Source organism: Citricoccus alkalitolerans (assembly GCF_039528175.1).
GTDB lineage: Bacteria > Actinomycetota > Actinomycetes > Actinomycetales > Micrococcaceae > Citricoccus > Citricoccus alkalitolerans.
This window is the reverse complement of record NZ_BAAALH010000002.1, coordinates 1,684,187-1,700,809: the sequence shown is the minus strand read 5'-3', so window position 1 is coordinate 1,700,809 and position 16,623 is coordinate 1,684,187. Positions and strand designations below refer to the sequence as shown.

Genomic DNA, 16,623 nt, shown 5'->3' with positions numbered 1-16,623 from the left:
GCAGGGTTCCGGGCGCCATCATGTCAGACGGCCCCGGTCACGGCTCCAGCAGCAGGGCGACCACCAGGATGACCGGCAGGGACAACACCGCACCGGCGAACACGATGTCCCGCACCAACAGGTTGGGCAGCTTGAACTGACTCGAGAACAAGTAGACGTTCTGGGCCGTCGGCAGAGCCGCCATGGCCACGACGCCGAAGAGTTCCACGCCCTGCAGCCCGAACACGGCATGCCCCACCGCCCAGGCCACCACGGGCATCAGGGCGAGCTTGACGAAGGATCCCCACACGATGTCCGGCACCTGGCTGCGGTCCCGGAACGGACTCTGGGAGGCCAGGGAGAGTCCGAACACGAACAGCAGCAACGGGATGGAGGCCCGCCCCAGCATGTCCATGGGTGTCCAGAGGAACTCCGGGGGCACCCAGTCCACCAGGGCCAGAACGGCGCCGACGGCAGTGCCCACGGTGACCGGGTTCGCCACCGAGGCCAGCACCGTGCGTGCCAGCCTCGGTTGGGCGGATCCCCGCTGGCGCGAGCACCAGCCGAACACGGTGAGGTAGAAGGGGGCGATCAGCAGCAGTTGCGTCACCAGCACGGAGACGGCCGGAACCGAGCTGCCCACGGCATAGAGGGCGATGGGCAGCCCGATGTTCCCCGCATTGACGTAGGACGAGGCCATGGCACCCACCGCCGTCTGTCCGGCCGGCCGCTTCAACACCAACCAGCTGACCAGCGCGTAACAGGCGCCGGCCACCACAGCGGTGACGAGCGCCGCAGGTGCATAGACCTGGACCAGGGCTCCCAGGTCGATCTCCGCGACCAGCACCACCATGAGCAGAGGATTGGTGACGTAGTAGATCGCCGGCGTCAGACCCTGTTGGATGCTGACCGTGGTGCCGCGTGGAAGCAGCACGGCGGCCAGCAACCCGATCCCGATGATGACCAGGACGATGCTGAATCCGAGGAATACTCCGTCCACGGGTGCTGGTTGCGCGTTTGCCGGACCGCGTCAGCGGACCATGCAGGGTCGCTTCGCGTCGAACTCCCACCCCGGGATCAGGAAGAAATCGCGCGCCGCCATGGGTGCTGCCGTCGCGATCCCGGCGGCCGTGGACCGCGTGGTCATCACTGCCCCGGTCCTGTCTGTTCAGTCACCGTGAACTCCCCGTCCACGCGACGGGTCAGCTGCCAGGGGTTGGCGTCCTGCACGGGTGCCGGCAGCAGGCCCTCGGGGAGGTCCTGGTAGGCCACGGGTCGCAGGAACCGCTCGATGGCCAAGGTTCCGACCGACGTCGTGCGGGAATCCGAGGTGGCCGGGAACGGCCCGCCGTGCACCATGGCGTGGCCCACTTCCACTCCCGTGGGCCAGGCGTTGGCGAGGATGCGCCCCACCTTGCGCTCCAGCTCCGGGATGAGCGGAGCCGCGGCGGCGTGATCTGCCTCCGTCAACTGCAGGGTGGCGGTCAGCTGGCCCTCCATCCGGCGGGTCGCGGAGATGAGCTCGTCCAGGGAGCCGTAGCGGATGAACAGCGAGGCTGCGCCGAAGATCTCCTCGTGGAGGATCTCATTGGTCTGGAAGGTGTCCACATCGGTGCCGTAGACCACTGGCGCCGGGGAGTTCTCGGTGGTGCCGGCCTGACCCTGGCCCACAGCGCTGACGCCCTGCTGGGAGGACAGGAGCTCGACGCCGGCCGTCCAGGACTGCGCGATCCCGGCGGTGAGCATGGTCTGCCCGGCCTTCTCGGCCAGGACGCGTGACACCGCGGCGGAGAAGCGGTCCCCCGCGGCTCCGGCCGGGACGAACACCAGGCCCGGGGCCGTGCACAACTGGCCGGAGGAGCCGGTGAGGGACCCGACGAAGGAGGCGGCGAGCGCCTCGACGGCCTCGTCATCACCGGTCAGGGCGCCCTCGAAGAAGTAGACCGGGTTGATGGAGCTCATCTCGGCATAGACCGGGATGGGTTCGGGGCGAGCAGCGGCAGTGGCCATCAGGGCGGTGCCGGCGCCGCGGGAGCCGGTGAAGCCGACGGCCTTGATCCGCGGGTCGGCTACGAGCGCCTGACCCACGGAGGCTCCGGGGCCGTAGATGAGCGAGAAGACACCCGGGTGCAGGCCCAACTCCACGACAGCATCCGCGATGGCCCGGCCGACGATCTCGCCCGTACCGGGGTGCGCGTTGTGGGCCTTGAAGACCACAGGGCAGCCAGCGGCCAGTGCCGACGCCGTGTCCCCACCAGCGGTGGAGAAGGCCAGCGGGAAGTTGCTGGCGCCGAACACGGCCACCGGCCCCAGGGGAACCTTGCGCTGACGGATGTCGGCCCGAGGGGCCGGGGCGCGGTCCGGCTGGGCCGGGTCCACGCGGACGCCGTGGTGATCACCCTGGCGGACCACCCGGGCGAACAGGCGCAACTGGCCGGTGGTCCGGCCGGTCTCTCCGATCAGGCGGGCCTCGGGCAGTCCCGTCTCGGCCATGGCGCGGGCCACCACGTCTTCCCGGGACGCCTCGATGTTGTCCGCCACCCGGTCCAGGAAGGCGGCGTGCGTCTCCGGGTCCAGGGTGCTGAAGGACTCGAAGGCCTCCTCCGCGGCAGATGTGGCCCGCATCAGCTGATCGTTGTCGATGAGCGTGTAGGCCGGCTCGAGTGGCTCGTTGGTGGCCGGGTTGTAGCCGTGCGTGGTGCCTCCCGTGCCGGGCAGGGAGGAGCCGGCGATGATCGAATGGCCAGTCAGAGTGGTGCTGGTGGTGGACGTGACAGTTGTGGAGGTCATGAGATTCCCTAATTGATCGAGTCAGGCCATCATGGCGGGCGAGAGAGGGGAGATACCCGCTTCTTTGATCAAGGCGATGAGGTCGGCATGGTCTTGCTCTGAGAGGTCGTGTAGCGGCGGACGAACAGAGCCGACGCTGCGGCCAACGGCCCGGATCCCGGCCTTGACGATGGAGACGCCGAAGCCCTTCCCCCGGTCCCGGATATCCAGGTAGGGCAGGACGAAACGATTGAGTTTCTCCGTCACAGAGTCCCGGTCCTGATTGCGGACATCGCGATAGAAGTCGAGGGCGAACTCAGGAACGAAGTTGAACATGGCCGAGGAGTAGGTGCTCATGCCCAGTTGGAGCAGCGGCAACGCATAGGTCTCGGCCGTGGGCAGCCCACCCAGGTAGAACATGCGGTCGCCATTGCCCGCATAGACCTTGGCGAGGTGCTCGATGTCCCCGATAGCGTCCTTGAATCCGATGAAGTTCTCATGGCGGCGGGCCAACTCGGCCACGGTCTCGGCCGAGTAGACGGCATTCGCTCGGTTGTAGACGATGACGGCCGTCCGAGTGGATCCGATGATGGCTGAGGCGTGCTCCAACAGACCCTGCTGGTCGCACTCGGTCAGGTAGGGCGGCAACAGCAGGATTCCCTCGGCACCGGCAACCTCAGAGGCCTGGGCCTGAGCGATCGCCTGGCGGGTGGAGCCTCCGGCGGAACCGAGTACCGGTACTTCGGCACGGGAGGACTCGACGGATGCCCGCACCACCTGTGCGTGCTCCTCCAGCGTGAGGGAGAATCCCTCACCGGTGCCGCCGGCAGCGAACAGGCCGGCGACATCGTAGCCCGATTGCCAGGCCACATGCTCACGCACGCCGTCTTCGTCCACCGCCTGATCCGCATTGAATGCGGTGGCGGGAAAGGACAACAGTCCCTCCTTCAGACGTGCGGCAAGTTCCTGCGGGGTGTACTGGGCCACGAAGACCATCCTCCTCATCGGCAACGCGGTGTGTCCACGTTGAAGCTGGACGGCATCGGTGCCGTTCACCACCACCGTAGGAAGAGTTATTCATTCCTGTCCAAGGCATATTTTGCATCCTCCAATACCTTCTAGGCATCCATCTGCAGGTGCATCACCACCGGCACGTCACGAGGCAGGAGAGCTTCTCGCACACGACGATGCGGACCCGCCACTCCGGCAGGAGTGGCGGGTCCGCATGGACTCACCTTGTGAGAATGGTCTTCTACCGCAGTGTTAAATTGAACGTCCTGCTCTGGCCGATGTACCAGAGATCCTCGGTTCCGATCGCATGGTCCCCGTAGCGCCAGGGAATCTCCGCCGCACCATAACTTCCCACCGTCAGTTCATGTGTGTAGCCAGGCCGTAGCTCATTGGCGAACGACTCTTGCTTGCCCATCAAGTGACCGACGTTGCGCTTGGAGTACTCGGCGTCAAAGTCGACGTCCGCTCCAAGAAGGCCGATCTCGATCATGCGCGGACGCAGCCCCTCAAGGTACCTCAGAGTATGCGCATGGACCTCCTCACACACGACGCCTGGGCGGAGGTGAGCGATGATGCCGTCCCGGACGGCCTGGGTCAGCAGATCATAGGCCTCCCGACCGTTGTCGCTACGCAGAATGGAACGCGCCATGTCCGACGTTCCCATAACCACACCATCCACAGTCACCTTGACGCCGGCATCTAGCTGAACGCATTTCGTGTCCCCGTTGATCGGGAAATCAACAGGGGGGCCCGGAAATAGCATGCGCGAAGACGAATGGAGATTCGTGAAGTACGGTTCGATGGCGAAGGGGACGGAGTTCTGCACCCGGAACTCCTGTACATACTGCAGGTACATGGAGTAGGCATCCAGCTCTGTGATAGAACAGCCATCGTCGAGCTGTTGGTGAACCCAGGCGACTGTATCCTCGATGGCATTCACGCTGGCGCGTGCGGCAATCACCTGGAAGGCCAAGTCCTCGTGATCACGCAGGTCCCGCCAGGATCCAAGTGACTTCGAGGCTGACACCAGAGTGCTTCCTCGCTCCATCAGATCAAGTGCGAACTCGGTACTCTCCCACTGCTCTTCAAAAGCAAGCCGGCCGGTCCCAGCGATACTGACGACGGCGTCTGCCGCCGACTGGAAACGCCCGACGGGTTCACCGGGTATATCTGTGACGTTCTCATCGGCAATGATCACTGCTTGACGGTCCGAGGCATTCCACAGCGCGATGGCTCCCACCCTGGCCCGAGTTCCCGTGAGCTCGGAGAAATTCGGCGGTGATGACACGACGATCGCATCAACATCCAGTTCCATCGCCAGTGACCCGATGGCGTCGAACCGGGAGTCCCGGTCGGATGTCAGCTCGCCTTCCAGCCCAGCGAGGCTCGGCACCGCGTCAACGACCCGTCTCGCGACCTCGACTGCCTCCTGCCTCCAGGAGGCGAATCGCTGGAGGACGCTTTGTTGATCGACCGCATAGGCAACCACGGGCCGCGCTTTCGCTGCTCCGGTGACCTTGACGTCCACTTCGCCGGCGATGCCGACATAGTGGATGTAGGGGGCGCGTGGATCCAACTCGACAGCCTTGCCTTGGGACAGCTCTTTGACGAGAGAGGGCAGGGAAGACGCGGCTTCGGTGTCCTCTATGATGCGCTGATCGATGGTGACCCATGGGTCGTAGAACCGGATCCGTTCGGGGTCCACACCGGCGGACAGGACATTCCCTTGTTCTTGTTGCCTGACCAACAAAAGGTCTGCGCCGTCACCCTCGGCGATCAGCGGGGTGACGAAGCGATGCGAGTCCAACCGGATCGCCGTGAACAGCAGACTACTCAGGGGCTCGAAACCGAATCTAGCGGCGACGGCCTCAGCGTCGCATACGATACGCAACATGGGATTTCCTCCTTGGGATGGTGTTCGGGTTCGACCCGAGGACTAGCTGATGGCTCCGGAGACGCCGATGAGGGACTCCACTTCCGCCACGTACTGGGCGAAGTCCTCCGTAAAACGGTCCGCCTTGGTCCGGGGCCGCGGGAGGCGCACTCGGATATCGGCGATGATGCGGCCAGGCTTGTCGCCGACAACGACGACGCGGTCACCGAGCCACACCGCCTCGGGAATGCTGTGGGTCACGAAGAGCACGCTTCGCTTGGTCTCCTGCCAGATGCGTTGCAGCTCGATGTTCATCGAATCTCGGGTCATGGCGTCCAACGCCCCGAACGGTTCATCCATGAGCAGGATCTCTGGATGGGAGACCAGTGCCCGGCAGATGGCGACCCGCTGCTGCATGCCACCGCTCAACTCATAGGAGAATTTGTTGGCCTTGTCTCCCAGCCCCACCATCTCCAGGAGTTCCAAAGCGTGCTGCCGGCTGTCCTTGGTCACCTTCTTCCGGAACTCCATCGGGAGCATGACATTGTTGAGGTTGTTTCTCCAGGGCAGGAGGACGGGACTCTGGAACACCATCGCAATGTCACGAAGGGCTTCACTCACGTCGAGTCCCCTTACTGAAACCTCCCCGGCGGTGTTCTGCACCAAGCCGGAGATGATCTTCAGCAGGGTCGTCTTGCCGCTGCCCGATTGGCCGACAATCGACACGAACTCGCCGGGCGCGACATCGAAGCTACAGCCCTGCAGGACAGTGTTCTCCATCCCGTCTCGCGACCTGTATGTCATGCCGACGTCTTGCACGCTGATGACTGGTTGATCATCCATGGTTCACTCCGTTCTGCTCTGTCTAGTTGGCCTGCGGCAACGAAATCTCGTCGCCTCGTTCGATGTCCATCAGGAATTCATTCGTGTACACAGAGCTCGGGTCCAACCCCTCCGGATCCTCCAGGCCGAGATAGTCACCCGCGACGTCGATGAAATCCTGCACGCCTTCGTCACTCATCGCTCCGAAACCGAGCTCCTCGTTCTCCGGTGACCAGCTCAGACTGCACTGCCCATCGATGGCGGCTTCCACCGTCTCCGCCGTGAATCCCGGGACTTCGGCCATAAAGTCCGCTGCCGCCAGTTCAGGGTTCTGGCAGGCCCATAGGTAGCCCTGCTGCATCGCGTGATTAAAACGGGACACCAAATCAGAATCAGCCTCTATAGTGCCCTCCGAGGCCACGATCCCGTTGCCGTAGTAGCTGACCCCAACGTCCGCCCACTTGAGTACCACCGGCTCGATCCCTTCACCGATAAGAACAGGCTCGTCAGAGACGAAGAGTGAGATATTCGCATCCCATTGGTTCGCGAGGAGCCCCGGGATCTTCGACTCGCCGGACGCATGGACGACTTCCACGTCCGACTCCGAAAGCCCCGCCCCTTCCACCGCAAGCGGCCACATGGCTGTCATCGCGCCTGCCCCCTCCGTCGCCACCGTCTTTCCCTTAAGGTCCGACCAGTCACTGATGCCACTGTCCGGCAGGGCCAAGGTGGCATAGGCGGACATTCCCTGGACGAGGTTGACTTGCTTGACGGAAGCGCCCTCACCCTTGTTGAGGATCGTGACCCCGTAGTCCGCCCAGCCGAAGTCCACACGACCCGTATCAACAGACGTCACCGTGTTGTTCGATCCCGATCCCGGCATGATCTCCAACGAGATGCCTTCTGCTTCGAAGAACCCTTGAGCCGCGGCTGAGAAGAACGGCGCGTGCTTGGGGAGGAAGGCCACATCCACCATGAAGGTAACGTCCTCCAATTCTCCCTCTGAGCCTTCAGATGCTCCTGAACAACCACTAAGGACGAGACTGACTGAGGCTAGGGAGGCTGCGGCGAAGACTGCACGCGTGCCCAGAGTTTTTTTCATCTTGATCCCTGCATTTCTGATTAGTCGGATTCTCTATTTGACATTATTGCGCCACGGAAGCAATTTGGTAGCCACCATATTGATGACAAAGAAGAGCGTGAGCGAGATGGTCGCAAGCACCATGAAGGCAGCGAACATGGAAGGCAGGTCAACCTGACTGTTGGCCAGGAGGATCACATACCCGAGGCCGGAGGACCCGGCGATGAACTCACCGACGACCGCTCCGCCCACAGCGAGCGAGATGGAGATCTTCGCACCCGTGAAGATGGAAGGCAGCGCATAGATGAACTCGATTTTGGTCATTTGCATCCAGCGGCTGGCCTTGTTAATCCGGGCCAGTTCCTTCAGCTCATTGGGCACCGACGACAGGCCGTCAAAGGTATTGATCACGAGCGGGAAGAAGGCGATTGCCATGGCGACGAAGGCCTTCGACTCGAATCCGAAACCAAACCAGACTATGAAGAGTGGGGCTAGCGCCACCTTGGGAATCGTGTCTATGGCGATGAGCGTGGGGTAGAGGAAGTGGCGCATCGCCGGGATGTAGTAGAGCGCGGCCCCGCACACCACCCCTAGCAGGGTCCCGAGACCGAATCCGGCCAGCGCTTCCTGCACGGTGATGAAGGCATTCTCGACGAAGTACGAGGGCCTGGAGAAGAACGCTTCCACTGCGGAGATCGGTCCGACCATAAGGTAGTCCGGCAACTGAAGGAGGCGGACTACGAGCTCCCATAGCGCGAGCACACCCACGATGCCCACCACAGCCTTCACTGCATTGGACGCTCCCTGAGGCATGCGTGGCCCCCGCCGGGCCGTCTGGCCCCCCTGTGACGGGGCATGGGTCTCAGCGATGCCCAACGGGACTTCGTTCTTCACTGGCGTTGCCTGGCTCATGGCTTCTCCGTTGCATTCCGATTCGAAGGCTTGCTCTTGTCGAACACGCTCCCGCCTGCCTGACGGTGATATGGATCACTCAAGAGCGCACCACCCAGTATTGAAGGTCATTCCATACCTGTCTAACACCGCTTTGGTATTCAGTAATGCCTTGCTAGCATCACAAATCCCTTACTCAACGGACGATGATTGATGCGTTTGGAGTATTGAGAGGGTCCGAAGTGGACGTGGACAGGTTCTGTTCGACACGCAAAACTGGCGCCATCCGTAGAAATTTCCTGAAGGAAGACCCATGACTGTGCCTCAGATGTCAACACGCGAGCATGACAGCAACGATGTCAGGCTGAGGATGTCCCGTGCTGGCATCCGTCTGCCGTCACCAGCGGCACCGAATTTCACCTATACCCCTGTGATGGTCTGGGGGGATGTGGCCTTTGTGTCCGGCCAAATCCCCAAGGAGGATGGCCGCCTGGCCTTCACGGGGCGTGCCGGTGACGGAAACACCAGCACGGATGCCTTCGCTGCAGCTGAACTCTGTGCGGCCAATGCCTTGGCACACCTTGACAACGTGGTCGGCCTGGACCAAGTAGCTCAGGTCCTGAAACTCAACGGATATGTGGCCTGCACCCCAGAATTCACCGAGCATCCCCACGTCATGGAAGGCGCCTCGCGTTTCCTCGAGGCTGCTCTGGGTCCGGCCGGTCGCCACGCTCGTACTGCTTTGGGTGTCCCGCGCCTACCCGCTGATGCGTTGGTCGAGATCGAACTGATCGTCGGCCTCCGCCCAAAGGCTGAGAAACCTGTTTCAGCCGGCCCCGGCAACAACGGTCCATCAGTGCATCGATGACGGGGGATTCATTCCACTGGTGATACCGTTCGCCTATCAGTTACTCATTGGATCAAGTTCGCGCTTTCATCGCCGTCGCCGAAGAACTGCACTTCGGCCGAGCGGCCGACCGTCTGCGCATGACGCAGCCGCCCCTGAGCCGGCAGATACAACGGCTGGAAGCCACTATCGGAGTGCGACTGTTCGAGCGGAACAATCGTCGCGTTGATCTGACAGAGGCGGGCAAGGCGTTCCTCGTCGAATCTCGTCGCCTTTTGGGGGTGGCCACTGCCGCCCCCGAAGTCGCGCGGCTCGTGGCTGCCGGATCCGTCGGAGTCCTTCGGATCGGCTTCACGGCGGCGAGTGCCTTCGGGTTGATGGGTGCTGTGCTCAACCGGCTCTCCGACGTCATGCCGGACGTCTCAGTGGAGCTACGGGAGATGGTCACCCGGGATCAGCTCACGGCGCTGGACAACAGAGAGATTGACATCGCCATAGCTCGTCCAGTCGTGGACCCGGAGATCTACAGGTCCCGGCTTCTGACAAGTGAGGCCCTGGTTGCGGCCATTCCTGCGGAACATCCGTTGACACGGCGGACTCGTCCACTCTCGGCCGATGACCTCACGAATGAAGACCTCATCATGCACTCCCCGTTGGACGCGACGTACTTCTATGACATGGTCGTGCGCCTGCTGCCCGTGTCCCGGTGGAAGTACACGCACACGGTGAGTCAGATTGTGACCATGGTCGGTCTGGTCGCCGCTGGTCGGGGCATCGCCATCGTCCCTGCTTCAGCGTCCCAGCTGGGTTTCGGCGCCGTCCGGTTCGCGCCACTTATGACGCCAGAGCCACAACCGGTCGAGCTTCATGCGATCTGGCGCCAGGATGACAGGCGTCCGCTCGTGCACCGAACTCTGCAGGAACTCCGGCCGGACGCACTCGTGTGAGCAGGCACAACCAGGAGACGCCCTCCTGAACATCAGTACCGGCGAAGGGCCTCGGGATGGTCGGCGAGTTCCTGCAGGGTCTCGCGGTGGACCCGCTGCTCCACGATGAAGGACAGGAAGGGCACCACACCACCGCCGGCGATGGCCAGCAGGCGCAAGCCGTTCCAGCGCATCAGTGACCACAGGCGGAATGCGGCAACGAGGTAGACCACGTAGAGCCATCCGTGGGCGATGAGTACGGCGATGGAGAGGTTGAGCCCGCCCGTCACCGAGTCCTCCGGCTGAAGGGACAAGCCGTTCCTTGAGCCGTCGGCCAGGATGCCGCCAGCATAGAGCTCGGTACCGTAACCGTACTTGAAGATCATCTCGCCGACGAGCAGCAGCAGCATGATGCCGGTGATCCACGCACAGATCTTGTACATCATCAGGGCCGACTTGATCTGCTGATCCGTGCCCGCGAACCGCCGCGGAGCACTCTTCTCCGGCCGCGGCGGAGGTGCGGGCAGATCCGCCTCGGTGATGTCCTCGGGGTCAGGAAGGGTGTTCGGGTCGACCGGGGGCTGCTGGTCCGGGGTGGTCACTGATTCTCCTGGGGTTGGTGGACTGACGTCGGGCCAGTGGAGGCCCCGTAGAAACGTTCGTACTCTTCGATGGCCTTCCGCTTGGCCTCGAGGGCCTCGGTGCGGCGACGCTCGAGTTCGGCGGCCTTCCACTCCTCGGCCCACTGGCGGTCGAGTTCGTCCTCGTCCTGACTGCGCAGGTAGTCGTCCCGCAGGAACCGCCACCAGAGGAAGATGGCGAATCCGGCGAACACGACCCACTCGATGGCGTAGAAGATGTTCATCCAGTTGTAGGTGGTCTCCTGCGGCTGGGGGCCCACGAGCACGGGCTCCAACTCGCCGCCAGCGGCCTTCGCACCGACCTCCTGGCCGTTCGCGGCAGACCCCGGGCCGCCCATGGTCACCACATCGAAGGCAGCCACATAACCGGCATAGGAGCGCACGTCCCACAGGTTGATCAGTTCGGACGAGGCCAGGTTGGCAAGCACCGTTCCGTCCTCGGTGTGCTGAATGCCCTCCGGGCTCGGCCCCTCGGCGGGCAGCAGCCGCCCGGTGATGTGCAGGTCTCCCCGTGGCGCCGGGTCGGTCTGGGTGGTGGACGCGGTCCAGCCGCGGACGACGGGCATGACCTCCCCGTTCGGGGCGCCGTCCACCTGGAAGGCGCTGACCAGCCAGTAGCCCTCGGCTCCTTCTGGGCCGCCGTGCAGTCGCGGGTGGATGAACACGTCCGTGTGCGGGACGAAGGAGCCGGTCATCGTGATCACCTGGTCCGCCTCAGTGCCGTACATCGCCTTCTCCGGGACGAAGTGCTCCGTCAGCTCGACGGGGGTCTCGGTCTGCGTCAGCGGCGGCGGCGCGGAGGCGGAGTTGTCCATCTGCCACTTCCCGAGGAGCACGAACACCGCGGAGACCACGAGCGCCAGGACGAGTCCGGCGATCCACTGGGGTTTCAGGGCGGTTTTCAGCACCCCACCAGACTACGCGGTTTCTCTACCGGACGTAGAACTCACGTCTTCGGGTAGACCACCGCGGGCCACATCGCGGACTGATCCATGGGCCGCCTCGACCAGCAGGGCATGTGCTTCGGCATCCGTGCCGGCCTCCTGCGTGGCCCGCTGGGCCAGCGTCCACTTCCGGTATCGCCCAGCCTCGGCGGAGGCACGCTCGGCGTCCCAGCCGAGCAAGGGTGCCATCAGTCGGGCGACCGTTACGGCGGCGGCAGCGCCGGCGTCGTCCGCCTCGAACACCGCACGGATCCGCCGGGCCAGGACATCCTGGACCGAGCGCGCACCCTCATGCGTGACGGCGTGCACGGCCTCGGCGGCGAGGTGTCCCGGCAATCCGGGCAGATCCTCGGTCAGTTCCGGGGTGGCCGCGGCCAGCCGGATGACCTCCGGAGCGCCGGAACCGTACCGGTGCAGCAGGGATTCGACGACGGCGGCTGACAGCCCCGAGTCCATGGAGAGCAGCTGGCGCCGGTTCCAGGCGGGGGTCCAGCCCTGTGCGCCGAGCAACGGCAGGTCGGCCGTGCAGGAAGCGGGAACGCCATCCCCCGACCCGGTCACGTCCTGGCCGGTCAGCGGTCCGGTGTCCTGGGCACCGGCAGCTCGGACGGCGGCGTCCACGGCGTCAGCGGCCATGGTCCGGTAGGTGGTCAGCTTGCCGCCGGTGACCACGGTCAGCCCCGGCAGCGGGGTCGCCACCACGTGCTCGCGGGAGACCTTGGCCGTACCCGCGGCCGCAGCGGTGTCCCCCAGCGGCTCATCCTCACCCGGCGGAGTGACCAGGGGCCGCAGCCCGGCGAACACCCCGACCACGTCCGACCGGCCCAGCGGTTTCGAGAGCACCGCGTTGGCGCGCTCGAGCACGTAGTCGATATCCTCACTGGAGGCGGCAGGTTGATCAACATTCTCGCGCCAGGGGGTGTCCGTGGTGCCGATGATCCAGTGCCGGTCCCAGGGGATGACGAACAGCACCGACTTCTCTGTGCGCAGGATCAGCCCCGAGGTCGAGGTGAACCGGTCACGGGGGACCACGAGGTGGATGCCTTTGGCGGCAGTGACCCGCGGCATGCCCTGTACCACCGGCTCCTCGCGGCCATCCGGGTGGCGAAGCGGGATGGATCCGGTCCAGACTCCGGTGGCGTTGATGACGCGCCGGGCACGGACGGCGATCCGTTCGCCGGTCTCCCGGTCGAGGACCTCCGCGCCGACGATGCCACCCGTCTCGGACCTGAGATACGCGGTGACCTCGAGGCGAGAGGCGCAGTGGGCCCCGTGGACGGCAGCCGTGCGGACCAGCTCGATCACCAGGCGGGCGTCGTCCACCTGGGCATCGTAGTAACGGATCGCGCCGATGTACGACTCGGGCTTCAACCCTGGGGCCAGGCGGGAGACGGCGGACCGGCCGAGGTGCTTGTGGACGGGAAGGTGTCCCGTGCGCCCGGCGGCCATGCCGTCATAGAGCGCGACGCCGGCCCCCACATAGGGCCGTTCCCACGGCTTGGACAGGGGGTACAGGAACGGCACGGGCCGCACCAGGTGCGGCGCGATGTCCTCCACGAGCCGGCCCCGTTCCCGCAGCGCCTCGTGGACGAGGGGGAAGTCCAGCATCTCCAGGTATCGCAGTCCACCATGGACGAGCTTGGAAGACCTGGAGGAGGTACCCCAGGCGAAGTCGGTGGCCTCGACCAGTGCCGTGGACAACCCCCGCGTGGTGGCGTCCAGGGCCGTCCCGGCGCCGACGACTCCTCCACCGACGACCAGCACATCCAGTGGACGCTCTGGCGTGGTGGCCCGCAGGGTGGCGAGCGTGTCGGCTCGGTGTGCGGGTCCCAGTGCGCCGGTGGTGATCATCTCGCTCAGGCCGTCGCCGGTTCCGTCAGGTCCGGCTCAGCGGTCCCCGGTCGGGGCCACGAGGACCTCGACCTTCTGGAACTCCTTGATGTCCGAGTAGCCAGAGGTGGCCATGGCCCGCTTGAGGGCGCCCATCAGGTTGGAGGTGCCATTGGTGTGGTGGCTGGGGCCCCACATCACGTCGTTGAGGCTGCCGACGGTGCCGACGTGGGTGCGGTCCCCTCGTGGCATGTCCTCGTGGGCGGCTTCCCCGCCCCAGTGCCAACCGCGGCCGGGGGCCTCCTGGGCACGGGCCAGCGCGGCACCGAGCATCACGGCGTCGGCGCCCATGGCCAGGGCCTTGACGATGTCCCCGGAGTTGCCCACGCCGCCGTCGGCGATCACATGGACGTAGCGTCCGCCGGACTCGTCCATGTAGTCCCGGCGGGCCTCGGCGATGTCCGAGATGGCAGTGGCCATCGGCACGCGGATGCCCAGGGCGCGGCGGGTGGTGGAGGACGCACCGCCGCCGAAGCCGACGAGCACGCCGGCCGCACCGGTGCGCATCAGGTGCAGGGCCGGGGTGTAGCCGGCCGCTCCGCCGACGATCACGGGGACGTCCAGCTCGTAGATGAACTTCTTCAGATCCAACGGCTCGCGGTTCTGGGACACGTGCTCGGCGGACACCGTGGTGCCGCGGATGACGAACATGTCCACGCCGGCGGCCAGCACGGTCTCGTAGTACTCCTGCGTGTGCTGCGGGGTCAGGGACCCGGCCACCACCACGCCGGCTTCACGGATCTGAGCCAGGCGTTCGGTGATCAGCTCGGCCTGGATCGGCTGCGAGTAGATCTCCTGCAGGCGCCGCGTGTTCGCCGGCGAATAGTTGCTGGGCTCGAAGGAGGCGATCTCCTCGAGCACGGAGGACGGATCCTCGTAGCGGGTCCACAGGCCCTCCAGGTTGAGCACGCCCATGCCGCCGAGCTGACCCAGGGCAATGGCGGTGTCCGGGCTCATGACCGAGTCCATGGGGGCACCGATCACCGGCATGTCGAACTTGAAGGCATCGATCTGCCAGTTGATGGACACGTCCTCGGGGTCTCGGGTCCTGCGCACGGGCACCACCGCGATGTCATCCAGGGCGTAGGCCCGACGTCCCCGCTTGCCGCGGCCAATTTCGATCTCGTTGCTCACGCTTTCCAGCCTAGTGCAGGCGCCGGACGGGTTAGTTCAGGACGTAGCGGCCGTCATCTCCGTACGCATCCAGACCATAGGAGGATCGATTCATCCTCCTCGGCGACAGGGAGACTCGGAGCCTGTCCTCCGCGAAGCGTCACGTCTGGGGCCGAGGGGTGGGCTCCAGCGTCGCTTGAAGGACCGTCAGCGGGTCCGGTAGTTGGGCGCCTCGACGGTCATCATGATGTCGTGCGGGTGTGATTCCTTCAGTCCGGCCGGGGTGATGCGCACGAAGCGGCCATTCTGCTTGAGGTCAGCGATGGTGGAAGCGCCCGTGTAGAACATGGTCTGGCGCAACCCGCCGGCGAGCTGGTGCACCACGGCGGACAACGGGCCGCGGTAGGGCACCTGGCCCTCAATGCCCTCGGGGATCAGCTTGTCCTCGCTCGGCACATCGGCCTGGAAGTAGCGGTCCTTGGAGAAGGAGCGCTGGCCGTTACGGGTCTGCATGGCGCCCAGGGAGCCCATGCCGCGGTAGGCCTTGAACTGCTTGCCGTTGTAGAACACCAGGTCGCCCGGGGATTCGGCGGTGCCGGCCAGCAGCGAACCGAGCATCACGGAGTCGGCCCCGGCGACCAGCGCCTTGCCGATGTCACCGGAATGCTGCAGGCCACCGTCGGCGATCAGGGGGACGCCGGCGGGAATGGTGGCCTTGGCCGCCTCGTAGATGGCGGTGATCTGCGGGACCCCGACACCGGCCACCACACGGGTGGTGCAGATCGAGCCCGGGCCCACGCCCACCTTGACGGCGTCCGCGCCGGCATCGACGATCGCCTTGGCGCCGGCGTAGGTGGCGGCCTGACCGCCGATGACGTCCACGTGCGCGGAGGCAGGGTCCTTCTTCAGTCGGGCGATCATGTCCAGCACACCCTGCGTGTGGCCGTTGGCGGTGTCCACCACGAGCACGTCCGCACCGGCCTCCACGAGCGCCATGGCCCGCTCGTAGCCGTCACCGAAGAAGCCGACGGCGCCGCCGACGCGCAGCCGCCCTTCCTCGTCCTTGGTGGCCTCCGGGTACTGCTCGGCCTTGTCGAAGTCCTTTACCGTGATCAGGCCCTGGAGCTTGTTGTTGCCGTCCACCAGCGGGAGCTTCTCGATCCGGTGCTCGGAGAGCAGGCGGACAGTGTCCTCACGGGAGATGCCGACGCGTGCGGTGATGAGCGGCATCTTGGTCATGGCCGAGGCCACGGTGCGGTGCTCGAACTCCGCGTCAGGAATGAAACGGGTGTCCCGGTTGGTGATGATGCCCAGCAGCGTGTTGTCCGCGTCCACCACCGGCAGGCCGGAGACGCGGTAGCGGGCACAGAGGTCGTCCAGCTCGGCCAGGCTGGCCTCCGGACCCACGGTGAGCGGGTCGGAGATCATGCCGGACTCGGAGCGCTTGACCCGGTCCACGTGGGCAGCCTGCTCCTCGATGGACAGGTTGCGGTGGATGATGCCCATCCCGCCCTGCCGGGCCAGGGAGATGGCCAACGGCGCCTCCGTGACGGTGTCCATGGCCGCCGAGACGATGGGGGTCGTCAGGGTGATCCGCTTGGTCAGGCGGGTGGAGGTGTCCGCCTCGGCCGGAATGACATCGGTCATGTTCGGAAGCAGGAGGACATCGTCATAGGTCAGGCCGACGAAACCGAAGGGATCAGCGGCGGTGGCCACCGGGTCTACCGAGGGACCGGGAATCTGTGCACTCACGGGCGAGGGGCCTTTCAGTCAGCGGGGTTGGGCCCAGTCTAGGCCCGCCAGCAGGGAACAGTCTGTTCGACGTTGTTCGATGTA

At 65.0% G+C, this 16,623-nt stretch carries 14 protein-coding genes; 2 read left to right on the top strand and 12 right to left on the bottom strand.

What is annotated here, in order from left to right; translation table 11 throughout:
• Positions 1-37: 37 nt before the first annotated feature.
• The 7 genes from ABD134_RS13730 to ABD134_RS13700 all read right to left on the bottom strand — a co-directional run bounded on the left by ABD134_RS13730 (position 38) and on the right by ABD134_RS13700 (position 8,447).
• On the bottom strand, positions 38-979 hold the full coding sequence (locus ABD134_RS13730; protein ID WP_344230342.1) for an AEC family transporter: 942 nt from the start codon (positions 977-979) through the stop codon (positions 38-40).
• 146 nt (positions 980-1,125) lie between these two features.
• Entirely contained in the window at positions 1,126-2,769 is a 1,644-nt protein-coding gene (locus ABD134_RS13725) for an aldehyde dehydrogenase (NADP(+)) (protein WP_344230340.1), read from the bottom strand.
• Between the two features lie 21 nt (positions 2,770-2,790).
• Positions 2,791-3,735: a 5-dehydro-4-deoxyglucarate dehydratase gene (locus tag ABD134_RS13720; RefSeq protein ID WP_344230338.1), complete on the bottom strand. Its 945-nt coding sequence runs from the start codon at positions 3,733-3,735 to the stop codon at positions 2,791-2,793.
• Between the two features lie 265 nt (positions 3,736-4,000).
• The gene (locus ABD134_RS13715) at positions 4,001-5,653 is read right to left on the bottom strand and encodes a M24 family metallopeptidase (protein ID WP_344230336.1); all 1,653 of its coding nucleotides are present in this window, start codon (positions 5,651-5,653) and stop codon (positions 4,001-4,003) included.
• A gap of 42 nt (positions 5,654-5,695) precedes the next feature.
• Entirely contained in the window at positions 5,696-6,475 is a 780-nt protein-coding gene (locus ABD134_RS13710; RefSeq protein ID WP_344230335.1) for an ABC transporter ATP-binding protein, read from the bottom strand.
• A 22-nt stretch (positions 6,476-6,497) separates the two neighbouring features.
• Positions 6,498-7,430 (bottom strand): ABC transporter substrate-binding protein, encoded by a 933-nt coding sequence (locus tag ABD134_RS13705; RefSeq protein WP_344230333.1) that lies wholly within the window; start codon positions 7,428-7,430, stop codon positions 6,498-6,500.
• A 159-nt stretch (positions 7,431-7,589) separates the two neighbouring features.
• On the bottom strand, positions 7,590-8,447 hold the full coding sequence (locus ABD134_RS13700; RefSeq protein WP_344230331.1) for an ABC transporter permease: 858 nt from the start codon (positions 8,445-8,447) through the stop codon (positions 7,590-7,592).
• Positions 8,448-8,739: 292 nt separating this feature from the next.
• On the opposite strand from ABD134_RS13700, the gene ABD134_RS13695 reads away from it, so the two are divergent.
• Together ABD134_RS13695 and ABD134_RS13690 are read left to right on the top strand one after the other, a co-directional pair.
• Positions 8,740-9,294 (top strand): RidA family protein, encoded by a 555-nt coding sequence (locus tag ABD134_RS13695; RefSeq protein ID WP_344230329.1) that lies wholly within the window; start codon positions 8,740-8,742, stop codon positions 9,292-9,294.
• 47 nt (positions 9,295-9,341) lie between these two features.
• On the top strand, positions 9,342-10,220 hold the full coding sequence (locus ABD134_RS13690; RefSeq protein ID WP_344230327.1) for a LysR family transcriptional regulator: 879 nt from the start codon (positions 9,342-9,344) through the stop codon (positions 10,218-10,220).
• Positions 10,221-10,252: 32 nt separating this feature from the next.
• Here ABD134_RS13690 and ABD134_RS13685 read toward each other — a convergent pair whose 3' ends face one another.
• The 5 genes from ABD134_RS13685 to guaB all read right to left on the bottom strand — a co-directional run bounded on the left by ABD134_RS13685 (position 10,253) and on the right by guaB (position 16,539).
• A complete protein-coding gene (locus ABD134_RS13685) occupies positions 10,253-10,801 on the bottom strand; it encodes a DUF3817 domain-containing protein (RefSeq protein WP_344230325.1) in 549 nt (182 codons plus the stop codon).
• A complete protein-coding gene (locus ABD134_RS13680; RefSeq protein WP_344230323.1) occupies positions 10,798-11,748 on the bottom strand; it encodes an SURF1 family cytochrome oxidase biogenesis protein in 951 nt (316 codons plus the stop codon). The genes ABD134_RS13685 and ABD134_RS13680 overlap by 4 nt, the downstream gene beginning before the upstream one ends.
• 9 nt (positions 11,749-11,757) lie before the next feature.
• Positions 11,758-13,635, bottom strand: a complete 1,878-nt coding sequence (locus ABD134_RS13675) for a glycerol-3-phosphate dehydrogenase/oxidase (protein ID WP_344230321.1) — start codon at positions 13,633-13,635, stop codon at positions 11,758-11,760.
• 36 nt (positions 13,636-13,671) lie between these two features.
• Entirely contained in the window at positions 13,672-14,808 is a 1,137-nt protein-coding gene (locus tag ABD134_RS13670; RefSeq protein WP_344230319.1) for a GuaB3 family IMP dehydrogenase-related protein, read from the bottom strand.
• A gap of 186 nt (positions 14,809-14,994) precedes the next feature.
• On the bottom strand, positions 14,995-16,539 hold the full coding sequence (gene guaB / locus ABD134_RS13665) for an IMP dehydrogenase (RefSeq protein ID WP_344230317.1): 1,545 nt from the start codon (positions 16,537-16,539) through the stop codon (positions 14,995-14,997).
• Positions 16,540-16,623 lie beyond the last annotated feature (84 nt).

Coding starts and splice junctions, on each gene's coding strand:
- ABD134_RS13725 (WP_344230340.1), bottom strand. CDS start 2,769: ATGACCTCCACAACTGTCACGTCCACCACCAGCACCACTCTGACTGGC.
- ABD134_RS13715 (WP_344230336.1), bottom strand. CDS start 5,653: ATGTTGCGTATCGTATGCGACGCTGAGGCCGTCGCCGCTAGATTCGGT.
- ABD134_RS13710 (WP_344230335.1), bottom strand. CDS start 6,475: ATGGATGATCAACCAGTCATCAGCGTGCAAGACGTCGGCATGACATAC.
- ABD134_RS13705 (WP_344230333.1), bottom strand. CDS start 7,430: ATGGTGGATGTGGCCTTCCTCCCCAAGCACGCGCCGTTCTTCTCAGCC.
- ABD134_RS13700 (WP_344230331.1), bottom strand. CDS start 8,447: ATGAGCCAGGCAACGCCAGTGAAGAACGAAGTCCCGTTGGGCATCGCT.
- ABD134_RS13695 (WP_344230329.1), top strand. CDS start 8,740: ATGACTGTGCCTCAGATGTCAACACGCGAGCATGACAGCAACGATGTC.
- ABD134_RS13675 (WP_344230321.1), bottom strand. CDS start 13,635: ATGATCACCACCGGCGCACTGGGACCCGCACACCGAGCCGACACGCTC.